The organism is Providencia sp. PROV252, assembly GCF_033676005.1.
Taxonomy (GTDB): Bacteria; Pseudomonadota; Gammaproteobacteria; order Enterobacterales; family Enterobacteriaceae; genus Providencia; species Providencia vermicola.
In genome coordinates this window covers 838,353-856,573 of the sequence record NZ_CP096294.1, presented here as the reverse complement: position 1 = coordinate 856,573, position 18,221 = coordinate 838,353, and the positions used below count along the sequence as shown (strand labels likewise).

15 protein-coding genes are annotated in these 18,221 nt (G+C 41.5%); 7 read left to right on the top strand and 8 right to left on the bottom strand.

Features of this window, described 5'->3' with window-relative positions; all coding sequences use genetic code 11:
• Nucleotides 1-116: 116 nt before the first annotated feature.
• From M1F05_RS03670 to bolA, 8 genes are all read right to left on the bottom strand, one after another.
• Nucleotides 117-488 carry a ComEA family DNA-binding protein gene (locus M1F05_RS03670; RefSeq protein ID WP_206084607.1) on the bottom strand — a complete coding sequence of 124 codons (372 nt, stop codon included), beginning with the start codon at nucleotides 486-488 and terminating at the stop codon, nucleotides 117-119.
• A gap of 144 nt (nucleotides 489-632) precedes the next feature.
• Entirely contained in the window at nucleotides 633-2,504 is a 1,872-nt protein-coding gene (gene ppiD, locus M1F05_RS03665; RefSeq protein WP_206084606.1) for a peptidylprolyl isomerase, read from the bottom strand.
• 175 nt (nucleotides 2,505-2,679) lie between these two features.
• Nucleotides 2,680-2,955: a nucleoid-associated protein HU-beta gene (hupB, locus tag M1F05_RS03660; protein ID WP_206084605.1), complete on the bottom strand. Its 276-nt coding sequence runs from the start codon at nucleotides 2,953-2,955 to the stop codon at nucleotides 2,680-2,682.
• Between the two features lie 234 nt (nucleotides 2,956-3,189).
• Nucleotides 3,190-5,625, bottom strand: a complete 2,436-nt coding sequence (lon, locus tag M1F05_RS03655; protein WP_206084604.1) for an endopeptidase La — start codon at nucleotides 5,623-5,625, stop codon at nucleotides 3,190-3,192.
• Nucleotides 5,626-5,831: 206 nt separating this feature from the next.
• Complete coding sequence (gene clpX, locus M1F05_RS03650; RefSeq protein ID WP_206084603.1) at nucleotides 5,832-7,109, bottom strand: ATP-dependent protease ATP-binding subunit ClpX; 1,278 nt, start codon at nucleotides 7,107-7,109, stop codon at nucleotides 5,832-5,834.
• Nucleotides 7,110-7,227: 118 nt separating this feature from the next.
• Complete coding sequence (gene clpP / locus M1F05_RS03645) at nucleotides 7,228-7,848, bottom strand: ATP-dependent Clp endopeptidase proteolytic subunit ClpP (protein ID WP_206084602.1); 621 nt, start codon at nucleotides 7,846-7,848, stop codon at nucleotides 7,228-7,230.
• A gap of 541 nt (nucleotides 7,849-8,389) precedes the next feature.
• The gene (gene tig, locus M1F05_RS03640) at nucleotides 8,390-9,694 is read right to left on the bottom strand and encodes a trigger factor (protein WP_206084601.1); all 1,305 of its coding nucleotides are present in this window, start codon (nucleotides 9,692-9,694) and stop codon (nucleotides 8,390-8,392) included.
• A gap of 352 nt (nucleotides 9,695-10,046) precedes the next feature.
• Complete coding sequence (gene bolA, locus M1F05_RS03635) at nucleotides 10,047-10,385, bottom strand: transcriptional regulator BolA (RefSeq protein ID WP_206084600.1); 339 nt, start codon at nucleotides 10,383-10,385, stop codon at nucleotides 10,047-10,049.
• A 264-nt stretch (nucleotides 10,386-10,649) separates the two neighbouring features.
• On the opposite strand from bolA, the gene M1F05_RS03630 reads away from it, so the two are divergent.
• From M1F05_RS03630 to M1F05_RS03600, 7 genes are all read left to right on the top strand, one after another.
• Complete coding sequence (locus tag M1F05_RS03630) at nucleotides 10,650-11,231, top strand: YajG family lipoprotein (RefSeq protein ID WP_206084599.1); 582 nt, start codon at nucleotides 10,650-10,652, stop codon at nucleotides 11,229-11,231.
• A 121-nt stretch (nucleotides 11,232-11,352) separates the two neighbouring features.
• Nucleotides 11,353-12,855, top strand: a complete 1,503-nt coding sequence (locus M1F05_RS03625) for an AmpG family muropeptide MFS transporter (RefSeq protein ID WP_206084598.1) — start codon at nucleotides 11,353-11,355, stop codon at nucleotides 12,853-12,855.
• Between the two features lie 276 nt (nucleotides 12,856-13,131).
• Nucleotides 13,132-13,902 (top strand): outer membrane protein OmpK, encoded by a 771-nt coding sequence (locus M1F05_RS03620; RefSeq protein WP_206084597.1) that lies wholly within the window; start codon nucleotides 13,132-13,134, stop codon nucleotides 13,900-13,902.
• 426 nt (nucleotides 13,903-14,328) lie between these two features.
• Nucleotides 14,329-15,279 carry a cytochrome o ubiquinol oxidase subunit II gene (cyoA, locus tag M1F05_RS03615; RefSeq protein WP_206084596.1) on the top strand — a complete coding sequence of 317 codons (951 nt, stop codon included), beginning with the start codon at nucleotides 14,329-14,331 and terminating at the stop codon, nucleotides 15,277-15,279.
• Between the two features lie 4 nt (nucleotides 15,280-15,283).
• On the top strand, nucleotides 15,284-17,275 hold the full coding sequence (gene cyoB / locus M1F05_RS03610; protein WP_206084595.1) for a cytochrome o ubiquinol oxidase subunit I: 1,992 nt from the start codon (nucleotides 15,284-15,286) through the stop codon (nucleotides 17,273-17,275).
• The gene (locus M1F05_RS03605) at nucleotides 17,265-17,879 is read left to right on the top strand and encodes a cytochrome o ubiquinol oxidase subunit III (RefSeq protein WP_206084594.1); all 615 of its coding nucleotides are present in this window, start codon (nucleotides 17,265-17,267) and stop codon (nucleotides 17,877-17,879) included. Before cyoB ends, M1F05_RS03605 begins: the two co-directional genes overlap by 11 nt.
• Nucleotides 17,880-18,212, top strand: a complete 333-nt coding sequence (locus M1F05_RS03600; protein WP_206084593.1) for a cytochrome o ubiquinol oxidase subunit IV — start codon at nucleotides 17,880-17,882, stop codon at nucleotides 18,210-18,212. It abuts the gene before it with no gap.
• Nucleotides 18,213-18,221 lie beyond the last annotated feature (9 nt).

Here is an 18,221-nt window from a genome sequence, read left to right as displayed (position 1 = left end):
TAAATATCACGAATAAGACTTAGCTCTCAAATTATTTACCATAAAACAGTAAATCAGATTAATAAATAGCCATATCATAAGTAGCTCCCCAATCATTCGAATGAGGAGCCATGACATCAAAGCATGAGTTTATTCTTATTTTTTTCTAAAAACGCAGGGCCAATTCCTTGGACTTCCAAAATATTTTCTATGGTATTAAACGCACCGTATTTTTCCCGGTACTCGACAATAGCTTTTGCTTTTTGTTTGCCAATACCATTCAATTTTTGAGCCAGCTCTTCTGCCGTTGCGTTATTAATACTCACTTTATTTGATTGGTTGATATCAATAGCTTTTACGCTTTCTGTAGATTCAGTTGGCTGAGAGTGTGTTATTGCGTTTTTCTCTGCTGTGTTTTTTTTCGCCCATGTTAAAGATGAAAAGCCCCCCAATAATGCTAAGCATAATGCTGTCGCTAAACTACGTTTAACAATTGTTTTCCATGACATGATGTTTCTCCTATGTATGTAGAGACATCACAGTGCCAGAAAAAAATCATCTCAGCATTTTGCGAAAAATAAAAATGCGAAAGGCCACCCAAAGGTGGCCTTTTAATAATATGCTTACAACTTAAATTGCGAAGCTACTCGCAATTATTCAAGATTCAGAACTTCAATTTTCGCATTTTCACGTAAATTAAGCATCAACGCTTCATTCACAGCAGAGCTCATCACACCTTGGTATTCACGGGATAACTGTTTCAGCTCGTCTTCCGTTGGCTGGCCTAAAGTCACTTTATCCAACTGAATAACAACATAGTTGTCAGATTCATCACGTGCAATAGAGTAGGCAGGCTTACCATCAACAGGTTGAGCCATGTCCATTGCTGTGTTAATCGTCGCGGTTTGTGGCATTAAACGCGAAACAGTTTGCACGCCAGTAAATTTAACGCCCGCTGTACTTAACGCTTCTTCGCCTTTACCAGCTTTCAAGTCAGCAAGTAGCTTGTCTGCGGTTGCTTTTAGTTCTGCATCGGCTTTCTGGCGCTTAACTAATGTTTCAATCGCAGGTTTAACTGTTTCAAACGGCTCTGTGCTTTCTGGTTTGTACTCAGTCACACGAACAACAAATGCACGGTCACCTTCAACGTTAATTACGTCAGAGTTAATCCCTTTAGAGCCATTTTTATCAACTAGACGGTCGCTAAAGACTTCATTGATAACTTTAGGGAAATTTAACGCCGCAGGTGGATTGTTACGATCAAACCAATCTGTTGTCACCATTTTCAAGCCAGAAACAGATTCAACTGAAACTAATGATTCCATATCGCTTGTGGCAGCCTCACTGACTTTTTGTTGTAAGTCATAGAACTGCTTGATGTTTTTATCTTGCAGCAAGCTAACTTTGATGGTTTCAGAAACTTGTTCAAACGGTTTTGTTGACTCAGGCTTAATATCATCTAAACGGAAAACAACGTAGTTATCCTGCGCTTTAACTGGTGCCGAAAGTTGGCCTTTTTCTGTTAAGTTTGCAGTGATAATTTCGCTCGGCGTTGAAGCGGCCTCCATCCAACCAATCAGGCCTTTGTTACCCGCACTGAATTTATCCGTTGATTTTTCAGCCGCTAGCGTTGCAAAATCTGCACCTGCTTTGATTTCATTGATGATGTCGTTCGCTTCTTTTTCTGAAGCTACTTGGATCATGCTGTATTGTTTTTGCTCTGCCTGAGTGTAATTTTTCAGGTTTTGCTCATAATACGTTTTCACTTCTTCATCAGAAACCGTGGCTTCTGGCATAGATGCTGCGTCCATTTCAACATAGCTGACTTTCACTTTTTCCGGTGAAATAAAACTATTTTGATTCGCATCGTAGTATGCTTTCAACTCTTCTTCAGATATCGTTTGTTTCGCTTGCACATCAGCTAAGGACAAAGTTGCAGTGCGAATTTCACGCTCTTGCATAAATAATTCAGCATATGCTTTAACTTCTGATGGTAAAGCGAAGTCCGTCCCAGTAAAAGATTTCCCTAGCTGAGCACGTGTTAAATCTTGGCGAATTTGTGCCGCAAAACTATCCGCATTGATGTTATAACGACTTAAGATTTCGCGATATTTGTCGCTATCAAACCGACCATCAGTTTGGAAGATTGGCATAGAGAAAATGGATTGCTCAATCTGTTGATCGCTTGCTGAGAGATTCAGTTCATTAGCATATTGATTAATCAATTCATTGTTAATCAAATTATCAAGCGCTTGGCGACGCAGCAAATTCATGCTTTCTTCATTACTCGCCACTTCAGAGAATTTATCTCCCAAGTATTCTTGTAATGATTGGCGTTCCTGCTGAAAAGCCTGCTGTAACTGTTCCTTGCTAATTGGCTGCCCATTAACTTCTGCTGCTTTGTTGGCACTATTGCCACCTAAGCCGCCCATCATAACGCCTGTCAGCACGAATGACAGCATAATGAGCCCTAGCAAAATTTTAATAAAAGGACTGTTGGCCTTCGTGCGTAGATTTTCCATCATAAAAAGGCTTAACTCCGCTTTGTTGAATTCAATTTCTTAATAATACGCTAATCTTAACTCAGAAAGAAAAAAAAGCGCACCATTTCCATGGTGCGCTTATATATTAGCTGATTAAAGGCATTCCGTCAGTTTGAGTTTTTGCAAAAATGCAAGAAAGACAAACTAAAATACTTAATTAGCTATTAACAGCGTCTTTAAGACCCTTGCCTGGACGGAAAGCTGGAACTTTCGCCGCAGCGATTTTAATCTCTTTGCCCGTTTGTGGGTTACGGCCTGTACGTGCAGCACGCTCACGAACAGTGAAATTACCAAAGCCAACTAAAGCAACATCGTCTCCTTTACTCAAAGAACTCGTTACAGTAGCAACGAACGCGTCAACAACGCGACCTGCAGCAGCTTTAGAAATATTCGCATCAGAAGCGATTTGATCAATCAGTTGAGCTTTATTCACTCTTATCATCCCCATTATTAGTTGGACTATAAACCATCAAATTAACTATAGCAGCTAGCTTCTATTCGTACAGCTAATTAATGATTTAGCCGTTATATCAATCCTGATTACCAATGGCAAGAGAACAGATTGCATACAAACAATTATCAGAATCATCGCTAAATTAACGATGAAAAAAAAGGCTGACAAGCCCTAAATTAGCTGTCAGCCTTAGTTTTATGCAAACTTCTTGATTCAGCTCACTCTTTTCGCTTTCTTTTTAACAACCTCAACCCCGAAAGGCGGGTTAACTAAAGCTAAAGAAAGAACTTCTTCAATGGTTTTCACTGGGTGAATTTCTAAATCAGCGATCACATTTTGAGGAATTTCTTCTAAGTCACGTTCGTTTTCTTTAGGGATTAATACGGTTTTTATTCCGCCACGGTGTGCAGCTAATAATTTTTCCTTTAACCCACCAATTGGGAAAACTAACCCTCTTAATGTGATTTCTCCCGTCATTGCCACGTCAGCACGAACTGGGTTACCTGTTAAACAAGAAACCAAGGCTGTTGACATCGCAATACCTGCGCTTGGGCCATCTTTTGGTGTTGCACCTTCAGGAACGTGAACGTGGATATCGCGTTTCTCATAGAAATCGCTGTTAATACCCAGTTTTTCAGCACGAGCTCTCACCACGGTTAAGGCCGTCTGGATCGACTCTTGCATTACTTCACCTAAAGAACCTGTATAAGTCAACTTGCCTTTACCTGGTACACACGCAGTTTCAATGGTAAGTAAGTCCCCACCCACTTCAGTCCACGCTAAACCAGTCACCTGGCCGACACGGTTTTCAGTATCTGCTTGGCCGTAGTCGAAGCGACGAACCCCCAGATAATCTTTTAAATTATCTGCGTTGATTTCGATGTGTTTGAGTTTTTTATCCATTAATAATGCTTTAACGGCTTTACGACACAATTTCGAAATTTCGCGCTCTAAACCACGCACACCCGCTTCACGCGTATAGTAACGAATAATGCTCATTAATGCGCTATCATCGATCGTTAATTCGCCTTTTTTCAAGGCATTACGTTCAATTTGTTTCGATAATAAATGTTTTTTAGCAATATTCAGTTTTTCGTCTTCGGTATAACCTGAAAGGCGAATCACTTCCATACGATCCAGTAGTGGCGCAGGGATATTCATCGAGTTTGACGTTGCAACAAACATAACGTCAGACAAGTCGTAATCCACTTCTAAATAGTGGTCGTTAAACGCGATATTTTGTTCTGGATCAAGCACTTCTAATAATGCTGATGCAGGGTCTCCGCGCATGTCTGAAGACATTTTGTCTATTTCATCCAGTAGGAACAGTGGGTTTTTCACACCAACTTTTGCCATTTTCTGGATAAGTTTACCTGGCATTGAACCAATATAGGTACGACGGTGACCACGGATTTCTGCTTCGTCACGCACACCACCTAACGCCATGCGGGTGTATTGGCGACCCGTTGCCTTCGCAATAGATTGACCCAAAGAGGTTTTACCAACCCCTGGAGGCCCTACCAAGCAAAGAATTGGCCCTTTGATTTTACTGACACGGCTTTGTACTGCCAGATACTCTAAAATACGGTCTTTAACACGCTCAAGGCCATAATGATCGGTATCCAACACTTCTTGTGCTTTAACTAAGTCTTTTTTGACTTTGCTACGCGCATGCCATGGTACTTGCACCATCCAGTCGATATAACTACGGACAACCGTGGCCTCTGCAGACATTGGAGACATCATTTTCAGCTTCTGCAATTCTGCTTCTGCTTTTTCTTGTGCCTCTTTTGGCATTTTCGCTTCTTCGATTTTACGTTTTAGCGATTCATATTCATCTGGCGCGTCATCCATTTCACCCAGTTCTTTCTGAATAGCTTTCATTTGCTCATTCAGATAGTACTCGCGCTGACTTTTTTCCATCTGCTTTTTAACGCGATTACGGATGCGTTTTTCGACTTGCAGTAATTCTGTTTCTGACTCCATCATCGCCATCAGGAACTCAACACGTTCAGCAATATTTGCCATTTCAAGAACGCGCTGTTTATCCGCTAATTTTAGCGGCATGTGGGATGCAATAGTGTCTGCAAGTTTATCAAGCTGGTCTTGCTCTATCGAGTGCAATGCAGTCAGCACTTCTGGTGGAATTTTTTTGTTGAGCTTAATATAGCTTTCAAACTGGCTCACAATGGTGCGATACAGCACTTCATTTTCTTTTTCATCAAGAATTGATGCTGGAGTGCCCGCTGTGGTTTCGTCGTAAACGGCACCTTCAGCGTGTTTATCTTGTTCAGATGCTAAATACTCAGCTTGCGCGAGGAAATACTCGCCGTTATCCGTCAAGCTAGTAATACGCGCACGTCTTAAGCCTTCAACTAAGACTTTCACTGTGCCGTCTGGCAGTTTTAGCATCTGAATAACGGATGCAACTGTACCAACAGCAAATAAATCGTTCACCCCTGGCTCATCAGTCGAGGCTTCTTTTTGCGCAACCAGCATCACTTGTTTGTCATGATCCATCGCTGCTTCCAGACTGTGAATGGATTTTTCACGTCCAACAAACAGTGGGATCACCATATGTGGGTATACCACTACATCACGCAGAGGCAATACTGGTATTTCAATGCGTTCGGAACGCTCTGGATTCATAAAGCTCTCTCTTCGTTTAGCTCACGCTAGTTTAAGGGTTTCTGTCTCTCGCTTGAAAAATATTCTCAAAAACAAGGAAACCACACCTCAGAATATAAACTATATGGGGACAAGATTTTAGCATTCAATGGGTAGTTAAACATAAAAAACAAAATGAGGGATATCCCTCATTTTGTTTGATTATTTATTGAACGCTTTCTTAAAGATTAGTTATCACCTGAAGCTTGAGCATCTGGCTTGCTGTAGATCAACAAAGGTTCTGATTGTTCGTTAATGACATTTTCATCAACGACGACTTTTTCGACATCCGTCATAGAAGGAAGGTCATACATGGTATTTAACAGAGCAGCTTCAACAATTGAACGCAAGCCACGGGCACCCGTTTTACGTGCCATCGCTTTTTTCGCAATAGCTTTTAACGCTTCTTCTCGAAACTCAAGTTCAGTTCCCTCAAGACTAAACAGCGCTTGGTACTGTTTAGTTAATGCATTTTTCGGCTCTTGTAAAATTTGAATTAGCGCTTCTTCGCTCAGCTCAGTCAACGTAGCAACCACTGGCAGACGACCAATAAACTCCGGAATTAAACCGAATTTAATTAAATCTTCTGGCTCAGCTTGTGTTAATAATTCACCTTCTGTTGCTTTGTCTGACTCGCCTTTTACTTCTGCCGCGAACCCAATACCTGAACGGGTATTTAAACGCTGACCAATCACTTTATCTAAACCAGCAAATGCGCCACCACAAATAAACAGAATCTTCGAGGTATCTACCTGTAAAAACTCTTGTTGTGGATGCTTACGCCCACCTTGTGGAGGAACAGCCGCAACGGTACCCTCGATAAGTTTCAAAAGTGCTTGCTGCACACCTTCACCCGAAACATCGCGGGTAATGGATGGGTTATCAGATTTACGAGAAATTTTATCAATTTCATCGATATACACGATACCACGCTGCGCTTTTTCTACGTCATAGTCACATTTTTGCAGTAATTTTTGGATAATATTTTCGACGTCTTCACCCACATAACCTGCTTCGGTTAATGTCGTGGCATCGGCCATAGTAAATGGCACATCCAAATAACGTGCTAAGGTCTCAGCCAGCAGCGTTTTACCACTCCCCGTTGGACCAATTAACAAGATATTACTTTTGCCTAATTCGACACCATCACTGGTTTTGTCGCCATTACGCAAGCGCTTGTAATGGTTATAAACCGCAACCGCCAAGACTTTTTTCGCTTTTTCTTGACCGATGACGTAATCATCAAGGTGTTGCCTAATTTCATGTGGCGTAGGTAGTTCACTGCGCTCACGGTGTGGCGCAAGTTCTTTAATTTCTTCACGGATGATATCAAGACATAAGTCTACGCATTCATCACAGATATAGACTGACGGACCGGCAATCAGCTTACGTACTTCGTGCTGACTTTTTCCGCAGAAAGAACAGTAAAGCAGTTTACCCGTTCCCTCTTTGCGTTTCTCTGTCATCAGTTGACCTCACTTTTATCCATATTGCCTTGTTTTTGTTTGATTAAAACAGGAAACACAGCAACGATTTTCTTAAAATAGTTTATGGTATGAATTAATTATACCAAAAGTTAACCAATTAGCGGCTACTATAAATTTGGTCGACTAAACCGTACTCTTTCGCTTCATTAGCTGACAAGAAACGGTCACGCTCAGTGTCACGGCTGATTTCTTCAATGGACTTACCCGTGTGGTGAGCCATGAGTTCATTCATACGAGTTTTCACTTTTAAAATTTCTTGTGCATGGATTTCAATATCCGTTGCTTGGCCTTGATAGCCACCTAGCGGTTGGTGGATCATTACACGCGAATTTGGCAAGCAAAAACGCTTACCTTTTGTGCCAGCAGTCAACAAAAATGCGCCCATAGAGCACGCTTGCCCCATACAAATAGTACTAACATCTGGCTTAATAAATTGCATGGTATCATAGATAGACATACCTGCCGTAATCACACCACCTGGTGAGTTGATGTACAGTTGGATATCTTTTTCAGGGTTTTCTGCTTCAAGGAATAACATTTGAGCGACGATTAAGTTCGCCATATGGTCTTCCACTTGACCCGTCAGGAAGATGATACGTTCTTTTAATAGACGTGAATAAATATCATATGAGCGCTCACCTCGAGAGGTTTGCTCAATGACCATTGGCACAAGAGCCATTTGGGATGCTAATTGTTCCTGACCGCCAAAATGTGACATCGAAATCTCCTATTAAAAACTTTCTGGTGCTTGCGCCTAATTTGCTATCTGCTAACCATCATCTTGAGCAAAGGGAGTGTTGCAAAACAACATGTTTAAAAATACCTTTTTTTGCAAACTTTCACGATCCTCTTATTTCTCTATTTTAGCCTATATTGGACTGATTACGGGTGAAATAAGAAGAAAGTGCAGTAAACTGTGCTGAAGTCAATAAGACGCTCTTTCAATAAGTTTAACACAAGTCTGTTTACTTACACGGTATTATCCCATTAGAAAACCATAATTGATTTTCAAAAATGACGAAATAACTCTTTTGGTGGAATTCGTCTCTCTTTTGATATTTGCTCTACAAAATAGTTCAAATCGCAAGCAAAACTGAATACATGCTAGATGAAGTATTAGGGATATAATTAGGGTTTAAATGTGATTTTCAAGGTTACCCTATCTTAATTCACAAAAAAGTTGTTATTCAAAAGCTTTAATTGCAAAAAAACCCGCAGTAAGACACCGCGGGTTTTTATTTTGTACAACAAGAAATAAATTAACCAGCTTGAACTTGGTTCATCAGCTCAGTGAAATTAGTTTCTTTTTCAGTGACTTTAGCAACAGCCAGAACAGTTTCAACCGCTTGTTCTTCTAATGCTAAGTTACGAACGCTGTTCATCAGCTCTTCGTTTTTGCTGTAGTATTCGATAACTTCAGCAGGATCTTCGTATGCAGATGCCATTTCTTCGATCAGCGCTTTAACACGATCTTCGTCAGCTTTCAGTTCGTTTTTGTTGATCACTTCGCCTAACAGCAGACCGATAACAACACGGCGTTTTGCTTGTTCTTCGAACAGTTCACGTGGTAATTCCATCGCTTGTTGTTCGTTGCCACCAAAACGTTGTGCCGCTTGACGACGCAGAACATCGATTTCACCATCAACCACTGCTGCTGGAACTTCGATGTCGTTCGCTTTGATCAAACCATCAAGAACTTGTGCTTTAACACGGTTACGCACCGCATTTTTCAGCTCACGTTCCATGTTTTTACGAACTTCTGCACGCAGACCGTCTAAAGTACCATCAGCGATACCGAAACGCTTGATGAATTCTTCAGTAAATTCTGGCAGTTCACGTTGTTCTACTTTCTTCAGAACGATAGCGAATTTCGCTGCTTTACCTTTCAGGTTTTCAGCGTGGTAATCTTCTGGGAAGTTAACTTCGATATCGAACTCTTCGCCAGCTTTGTGGCCAACAACGCCGTCTTCAAAGCCAGGGATCATGCGGCCTTCGCCCATAACCAGTGCGAAATCTTCTGCTTTACCGCCTTCGAACTCTTCACCGTCGATAGAGCCTGTGAAGTTGATAGTGATGCGTGAATCAGCTGCTGCTGCCTCGTCAACTTCTTTCCACTCTGCTTGTTGTTTACGCAGAGTATCTAACATGTTTTCCAGGTCTTCGTCTTTAACAGAAACCGCTGGTTTTTCAACTTCGATAGTGTCTAAACCGGTTAATTCGATTTCTGGGTAAACTTCAAACTCAACTGCGTAAACAAAATCTTTACCATCTTCCAGTTGCTCTGGCTTGTAGCTAGGCGCACCAGCTGGGTTGATTTTGTTTTCGATGATTGCATTGATGAAGTTACGTTGCATCACATCGCCCAGAACGTCTTGCATAACAGACGCACCATAACGTTGTTTAACGATGTTCATTGGTACTTTCCCTTTACGGAAACCATCAACACGTACTTTCTTAGCAACGCTAACCAGCTCGCTATTTACTGCTTTTTCAATATCAGTGGCAGGAACGGTGATTGTTACACGACGCCCAAGGCCTTGAGTCGTTTCAACAGAAACTTGCATCTTCTTACCTCAAAATAAATCTTAGTGATCGGTCTACTCCAGAGTTATGCCATTAAGCAATTAATGGCCTTCTCCCTTCCAGAACCGGGGGCGTTACTTACGTAACGGTCAATCCCTGATATCAGAAGCGTCCCGAAACCTTACTGAAAATTAGACGCAGCATTATACCGATGACAGCGCCCTGAGTCGAGAAAAGCAGATAAAAGAAGCGATTTTTCCTCTTTATTTGTGACTTTTCTGACTAAAATTTTTATTTCCTCACGAAAATTGAAGAAAAAATACCCATCAGACTCCTTTTAGGTTTGATGGATAATTCCAATCGTCCCAAGTAAAGGCCAATTGGCTACACAAATTAACGACTAACGCCACCTACACCACGACAAGCTGGCGATTTTAACGCGGTATCTGCCAATTCATCCCATTCTTTTGGTGTATAGGTATGCAGAGCAAGAGCATGGATGCCCCCCGCTAATTCATCGGCTAAAATAGCATAAATTTCACGGTGACGGCCAAGCATTCGTTTATTTTCAAATTTATCAGTGACTAAGATGACTTTGAAATGACTTTCCGAGCCAGGTAATACATTATGTTGATGGCTTTCATTAATGACATTCAAGTGACTTGGTTCAAAAGCATCTTGTAATTTTTGGCTCACACGAGACTGCATACTTTGTGATGCATTGGCGACCATAAAATACTCCTTAATAGCGACCCGCTCTAGTATTGATAAGTTCAGTAAACTATATTGCACATCTTGATTATTGCTATCTTCTTATTATAGAAATATCCGATCATGACTTGGCAATGTTATGATATCGACACATTAGTGCGAATTTTTTCAAAAACTGTTGTCTAATAGTTCAGGATAATTTGGCCACTCGACTTTATATCGAGTGGCGGCTACCCGCACCATAACGAAACATTTTCAATTAGGAAAGATGAACTGGAAAAAATTATGTTAAGAAAACTGTGTTTTCCACTTTTTGCGTTGTTTCTACTTGCTGGATGTGCAACTAGCAGCAATACACTCTCGCTCGAACCCAAAATAGCGTTACCCGCTAAAAATCCGACGCTGAATGCAACCTCAATTAGCGTTAGCAGCGTAGACAACCGTACCAATAAATCATTAGCGGAAGTCAATCGTAATGGTAGCCTAGTGGTGCTTAATCCATCCCGTGATCCCCGCTATTTGATGCAAGAAGCCGTTGAAAAACAGATGGCTGCTCGTGGCTTTATGGTCACTTCACCCGCCAATGTTAATTTAGTCGTTCAATTGAACAAATTGGACACTAAAGTTGCTGAAGGTAGTCTACGTCATAATATTACTGTTAATTCAAGTGTAAGCATCACAGCAACTGCACCAAATGGCTCAACAAAAACGCGCTCATTCACCCGTAATTTTAATACACAAGAATTGTTAGCGGCGAATAATGCAAAAATTGAAGCTGCAATTAATAGTGCATTAGCTGATTTAATTGCCGACATGGCATCCGATCAAGAAATTACCGATTTTATCAGACAAAATTCACGCTATTAAACGAGCGAATACCATCATTTCGTATTAAGCTATCCAAGTTAACACTTGGATAGCTTTGCGCGGTCAATACCTCTGCAGCGCTATGTATTGCAGCAAAATCACCTTAGGCTTAGAGGGAACAATGCCTCGTTTCACACTACCGAATAATATTACTTTAATCCTTTTAGGCTTCGTTTCTGGCTTACCTTTAGCGCTGACTGCAGGGACATTGCAAGCTTGGTTAACGGTTGAAAACGTTGATATCAAAACAATTGGTTTCTTTTCCTTAGTCGGGCAAGCTTATGTTTTGAAGTTTTTATGGTCTCCTATGATGGACCGTTATACACCGCCTTTTTTGGGGCGTCGTAGAGGCTGGCTGTTAACCACACAAATTCTTCTTATTATTAGTATTGCCGCAATGGGATTCATGAACCCTTCTGAGCATTTATGGTATCTCGCCGCATTAGCCGTTACAGTCGCTTTTTGTTCTGCATCCCAAGATATTGTATTTGATGCTTATAAGACTGACTTGCTAAGCGCAGAAGAACGCGGAATTGGTGCTGCAACCTCAGTGATGGGCTATCGAATCAGCATGTTAGTTTCTGGTGGGTTAGCCCTTTGGCTCGCCGATAAGTTCCTTACATGGAAACAGCTTTACCTTGTCATGGCAGGGTTAATGGTCATCGGTGTTATTGCGACTTTGCTAGCCAAAGAGCCCGAAGAAAATAGCGTCCCGCCTACCTCGTTAAAAAAAGCCATCTATGAACCTCTAGCTGAGTTTTTTAGCCGTAACAACGCATGGCTCGTCTTATTATTATTAGTGTTTTATAAATTGGGCGATGCTTTTGTTATGGCGCTCAATACTAACTTTTTACTCAATGCGCTGGGCTTTAGCCTTAGTGAAGTCGGTACAGTGAATAAAACAGTCGGAATGGCTGCTACTATCATTGGTGCATTATTAGGTGGTTACTTAATGAAAAACATGAGCTTGTTTAAGGCTCTGTTTCTTTTTGGCTTGCTCCAAGGTGGGTCGAACATTGGTTATTGGTTCCTCGCTGTCACCCCGCCTCATATCATGACGATGGGCTCCATTATTTTCCTTGAGAATATTTTTTCAGGGATGGGTACCGCAGCATTTGTTGCACTGCTAATGACGCTGTGTAATAAATCCTTATCCGCAACGCAGTTTGCACTCCTCTCTGCCCTTTCTGCGGTAGGACGGGTATATATTGGCCCAGTCGCCAGTATTTTCGTCAGTAACTATGGCTGGCCACTTTTTTATTTGATCTCCATTGGCGTTGCCGTTCCAGGGATCTTATTGTTATTAGCCTGTCGCAGTTCTTTGCTATATACCCAGGCTACAGGGCTGTTCCAGCGCCGTGAGCTATACGCAAATGGCTATCGTTTCGCTGTTTATGCCCTACTTGCTGCAGTAACTTGCCTTGCGATTTGGCTACTTTCTCTATTGGCATTTTCTTTTAGTGGAATGAAAGTTTACCTATTCACCACGCAAATTGAATTTTGGCTGGCTATCCCTAGTTACCAAAATATTTTGTTTAATGCTGGGATTAGCATTGGTGCCATCAGTTTAATTATTGGGGGGAGTTTAGATTTCCTCGCTGTGCGTAAAACTGTCAAACAATAATTCTTTTTTCTCTCACATTTACTTATCTATTTAATTGATTCCCTAAGACTAACTTATTAGTTTAGGGAATCTGATCATTCAAATAAAATAGCCCTTAATCACAAAACACCTCAAAATCACTTTATGATCGTGATTATGATCACTCATCCAATGAAAAATATTTCTTAATTGCAATTTTAAAGCCTAATATATCACATGTTAGAGACTAGTTAGATAACACGTTAACGAATAGTGCACTACTCAACCCCATTAATTAATTAACGAAAATAATCTATTATGAAAAAACTCCTTTATATTGCCGCCTTAGCTTCTGTGGCAGGTACGGCATATTCTGATGATCTTTTAGGCTATCAAAATGGTTTTGCTGATATCAACATTAACTATTTAGACTGGTCTCACCGTACTGAGACCAAAACGGAGAAAACGACTCGTAAAAAAGATTTTGCTTATGTTGAATTAGAAGGTGGAGCTAATTTTAATTGGGGTGAACTCTACGGTTTCTTTGATGTGGAAAACCCTCTCCATACACAGCATACCGATTCAGGACGTAATAAACGCTACACCATCAAAACAACAGGCCGTTTTTATTTAGGTGATACTGGTTTTAATCTGTACGGTCACGTTTACGGTACATGGTCATTGCCAGGAACAAAATATGGCGGGAATTTCCATGATGTGAATACATTATATGGTATCGGTTACAACACCGCTTTTGGTGACTTGTGGTTTAAGCCTTTTATCGCCCTAAACTATACTGATCAAACATTCTATTCTGGTAACAACGGTTATACCGCTGGGTGGGTAGCGGGTTATAATTTCAGCGCGTTTGAAGAAAACTTCATGATAACCAACTGGCACGAAATGGAATTTGCACGCAATAAACGCTACAACGGAGGAAAGCGAAATGGCATTAATGGTGCTATGGCTTTTTGGTGGAATGCGACGCCACATTTAGCTGCGGGTGTGCAATATCGCTATGCTGACAATAAATTAGGCGATACATTTTATCAAGACGCAATCATTTATACATTAAAGTATACGTTCTAATGCGTTATTGAAAATTGTATGGCGATTTATTAATTTTCTTTTTAAATCAAAATAGTAATAATTTTTCTAAACTATTTTGCCGATAAAGCGACTTAAATAGCTTTATCGGCAATAAAAAACGTAATTTCCCTTACCATATTGCTTATGATTCATATCAGTTTTGTCATTTTTTCACTTCTTTTGTATATATTTTTCTTTGAAAAATTACTAAGATAATTTAGTATTAAAGGGCTTTTATCAATATATACTTATAATCCGTATCAATTTTAACTTTTTCTTTATAAGTTCTTTACATGTGATCATATTAACATAAAGAGCTAACAATTCCGTTTCTTTGCCTTACAATCATTTACACTCGCATAACCTTACCGTAAAATGCCCGCACTGATGAAACGACAATTAGAATCTTGTCATTTGGGGTCGTGGATGAGACTTATGAACTACAAAAAAAGTATCGGAGCAATCTCACTCGTTGTAGCAACCTTATTATTAGGTGGTTGCGACATGGTGTTGATGGATCCAAAAGGCGCCGTAGGCGTAAAACAAAAAGAGCTAATTCTTATTGCAATTGGCTTAATGCTGCTTGTTGTTATTCCCGTTATTTTTATGACGATTATCTTCGCCAGAAAATATCGTGAATCCAACACGTCTGCTACATACCGTCCAAACTGGGCTCACTCAAATAAAATTGAGTTAGTCTGCTGGACTGTTCCTATCATCATTATCATCATTCTGGGTGCTATCACTTGGAAGACGACACATGAGCTGGACCCGTATCAGCCATTAGTGAGTGATCAGGAACCTGTCACAATCGAAGTTATTTCAGCTGACTGGAAATGGATCTTTATCTATCCAGAGCAAGGTATTGCTACAGTTAACGAAATCGCATTCCCTACTGGTGTGCCAGTTAACTTCAAAATCACGTCTGATTCGGTGATGAACTCGTTCTTCATTCCATCTTTAGGTGGCCAAATCTACGCGATGGCAGGTATGCAAACTAAACTTCACTTAATCGCCAATGAACCAGGCACCTATAAAGGCTTCTCTGCAAGCTACAGTGGCCATGGCTTCTCTGATATGAAGTTCAATGCGATTGCAACCCCTGACCGCCAAGGCTTTGATGAGTGGGTACAAAAGGTAAAAGCGTCTCCTAAGACAATGGATACAATGCAGGCATTCGACGAAGTCGCTAAGCCAAGCACAAATGTTCCTGTTACCTACTTCTCTAGCGTGAAACCTAACCTTTATAACGATATCGTTCTGAAGTTTGGTCATGAGCACCATAAAGGTCACGCTCCTGTAGAAACCAAAGAAGAATCTACAGGTCATTCTATGCATATGAGCCATAATGCTCATGCAGCAGGCGCTGAGGAATAAGGGCATGTTCGGAAAATTAACACTAGATGCAGTTCCGCTCCACGAGCCGATCATCGTTGTCACACTGATTGCTATTGTCCTTGGTGGGCTTGGCTTAGTCGGTGTGATCTCCTATTTCGGTAAATGGAAATGGCTGTGGAAAGAGTGGTTAACCTCGGTTGACCATAAAAAAATTGGTGTCATGTACATCATTGTAGCGATGGTTATGTTGTTCCGTGGTTTTGCGGATGCCATCATGATGCGTGGTCAGCAAGTGCTTGCTTCTGCTGGGCAAGAGGGCTTTTTAAACCCTCATCACTATGACCAAATCTTTACCGCACACGGCGTTATCATGATTTTCTTCATGGCAACTCCATTTGTTGTCGGTTTGATGAACCTCGTTGTACCTCTGCAAATTGGTGCGCGCGACGTTGCCTTCCCATTCCTTAACTCATTGAGCTTCTGGTTCTTTGTAGTTGGTGTTGTCTTAATCAACATCTCTTTAGGGGTAGGTGAATTCGCACAAACAGGTTGGTTAGCTTATCCGCCATTATCAGGCTTGGAGTACAACCCAGGGGTCGGGGTCGATTACTGGCTCTGGAGTCTCCAGATATCGGGTATTGGTACGTTATTAACAGGGGTTAACTTCATCGCCACGATTATCCGTATGCGTACTCCGGGTATGTCGATGATGAAAATGCCTGTATTCAGCTGGGCTGCGTTATGTACTAACGTATTGATTGTTGCTGCTTTCCCTATCTTAACCGTCACTCTGACGCTTCTGACGTTAGACCGTTATTTAGGTACCCATTTCTTCACTAACGATATGGGTGGCAACATGATGATGTACATCAACCTGATTTGGGCATGGGGTCACCCTGAGGTGTATATCCTTGTTCTACCAGTGTTCGGTGTATTCTCTGAAGTTGCAGCAACCTTCTCGAAAAAACGTTTATTCGGTTATACCTCATTAGTTTGGGCAACAATCGTTATCACCGTTATGTCCTTCATCGTATGGCTGCACCACTTCTTTACGATGGGTTCAGGTGCGAACGTAAACGCCTTCTTCGGTATCGCCACCATGATTATCGCAATCCCAACAGGGGTTAAGATCTTCAACTGGCTGTTTACTATGTACCAAGGTCGCATTGAGTTTAAATCACCAATGCTGTGGACTATTGGTTTCATTATCACCTTCTCTGTGGGTGGTATGACAGGTGTTCTGTTAGCTGTACCAGGTGCAAACTTTGTTCTGCACAACAGTCTATTCCTGATTGCTCACTTCCATAACGTTATCATCGGTGGTGTGGTGTTCGGATGCTTCGCGGGTATGACTTACTGGTTCCCGAAAGCTTACGGCTTTACACTGAATGAAAAATGGGGTGTCCGTGCATTCTGGTTCTGGATCATCGGTTTCTTCTTAGCATTCATGCCGTTATACATTCTGGGCTTTATGGGGATGACTCGTCGTTTAAGCCAGAATATTGACCCGACCTACCACACAATGTTGGTTGTTGCTGCAGGCGGTGCTGCGTTAATCGCTATCGGTATTGCATGCCAAGTTATCCAAATCATTGTGAGTATTCGTGACCGCCATGAAAACCGTGATTTAACGGGAGATCCATGGGGTGGACGTACTCTTGAGTGGGCAACTTCTTCACCACCACCATTCTATAACTTTGCGATTGAACCACACGTTCAAACTCGTGATGCTTGGTGGGATTTGAAAGAAAAAGGTCTTGCTCATAAGAAACCAACTTCATATGAAGAAATTCATATGCCGAAAAATACTGGCGCTGGCGTTATCATCGCAGCATTTAGCTTAGTTTTAGGTTTCGCAATGATCTGGCACATCTGGTGGATGGCAATCATTGGTTTCGGTGGAATGATCGTAACTTGGATTGCAAAAAGCTTCGACGAAGATGTTGATTACTACGTACCTGTGGCTGAAATCGAAGAAATCGAGAATAAGCACTTTGAAGAATTACGTAAGGCAGGTGTGAACGATGTCAACTAATACAATGACTAACCAAAATATCGCCCATGCTGAGCATGGGCACCACGATGCAGGTGGCACTAAAGTATTCGGTTTCTGGCTCTATATCATGAGCGACTTGATCCTGTTTGCTTGTTTGTTTGCAACCTATGTTGTTTTGGCCGATGGAACTGCTGGCGGTCCCGCTGGTAAAGATATCTTCAGTCTGAAGTTCGTATTAGGCGAAACCTTCTTACTGTTAGTAAGTAGTATTACTTACGGCTTCGCTATGATTGCGATGCATAAAGGAAAAATCGGTGCAGTTAACTTATGGCTGTTCGCGACATTCCTGTTAGGCCTTGGCTTCGTTATCATGGAAGTCTATGAGTTCCACGAACTGATCGCTGAAGGCTTTGGCCCTGACCGTAGTGGTTTCTTATCTGGTTTCTTTGCACTGGTTGCAACGCACGGTCTGCACGTTTCTGCGGGTCTGATTTGGATTGTTATCATGATGATTCAAGTCACTCGTCGTGGTTTGACTGACGTTAACAAAACACGTTTGAACTGCCTGAGCCTGTTCTGGCACTTCTTAGACGTGGTTTGGATCTGTGTATTTACCGTTGTTTATCTTCTGGGGGCTATTTAAATGAGTCATGCAAAAGATGCTCACACTGGAGCAAGCCACGGTAGCGTTAAGACATACCTGATTGGCTTTATTCTGTCAGTTATCCTAACGGTTATCCCGTTCTGGATGGTGATGGAAGGCACAGCGACGACGTCAACAATCCTTTGGACTGTTGTCGGTATGGCAGTCGTGCAAATCTTCGTTCACTTAGTATGTTTCTTACATATGAATACCTCATCTGATGAGCGTTGGAACTTGGTTGCATTTCTGTTCACCATGCTTATTGTCGGCATCGTTGTTGTCGGCTCGCTGTGGATTATGTACAACCTGAACATCAATATGATGCTCGACTAAAGAGTTGCC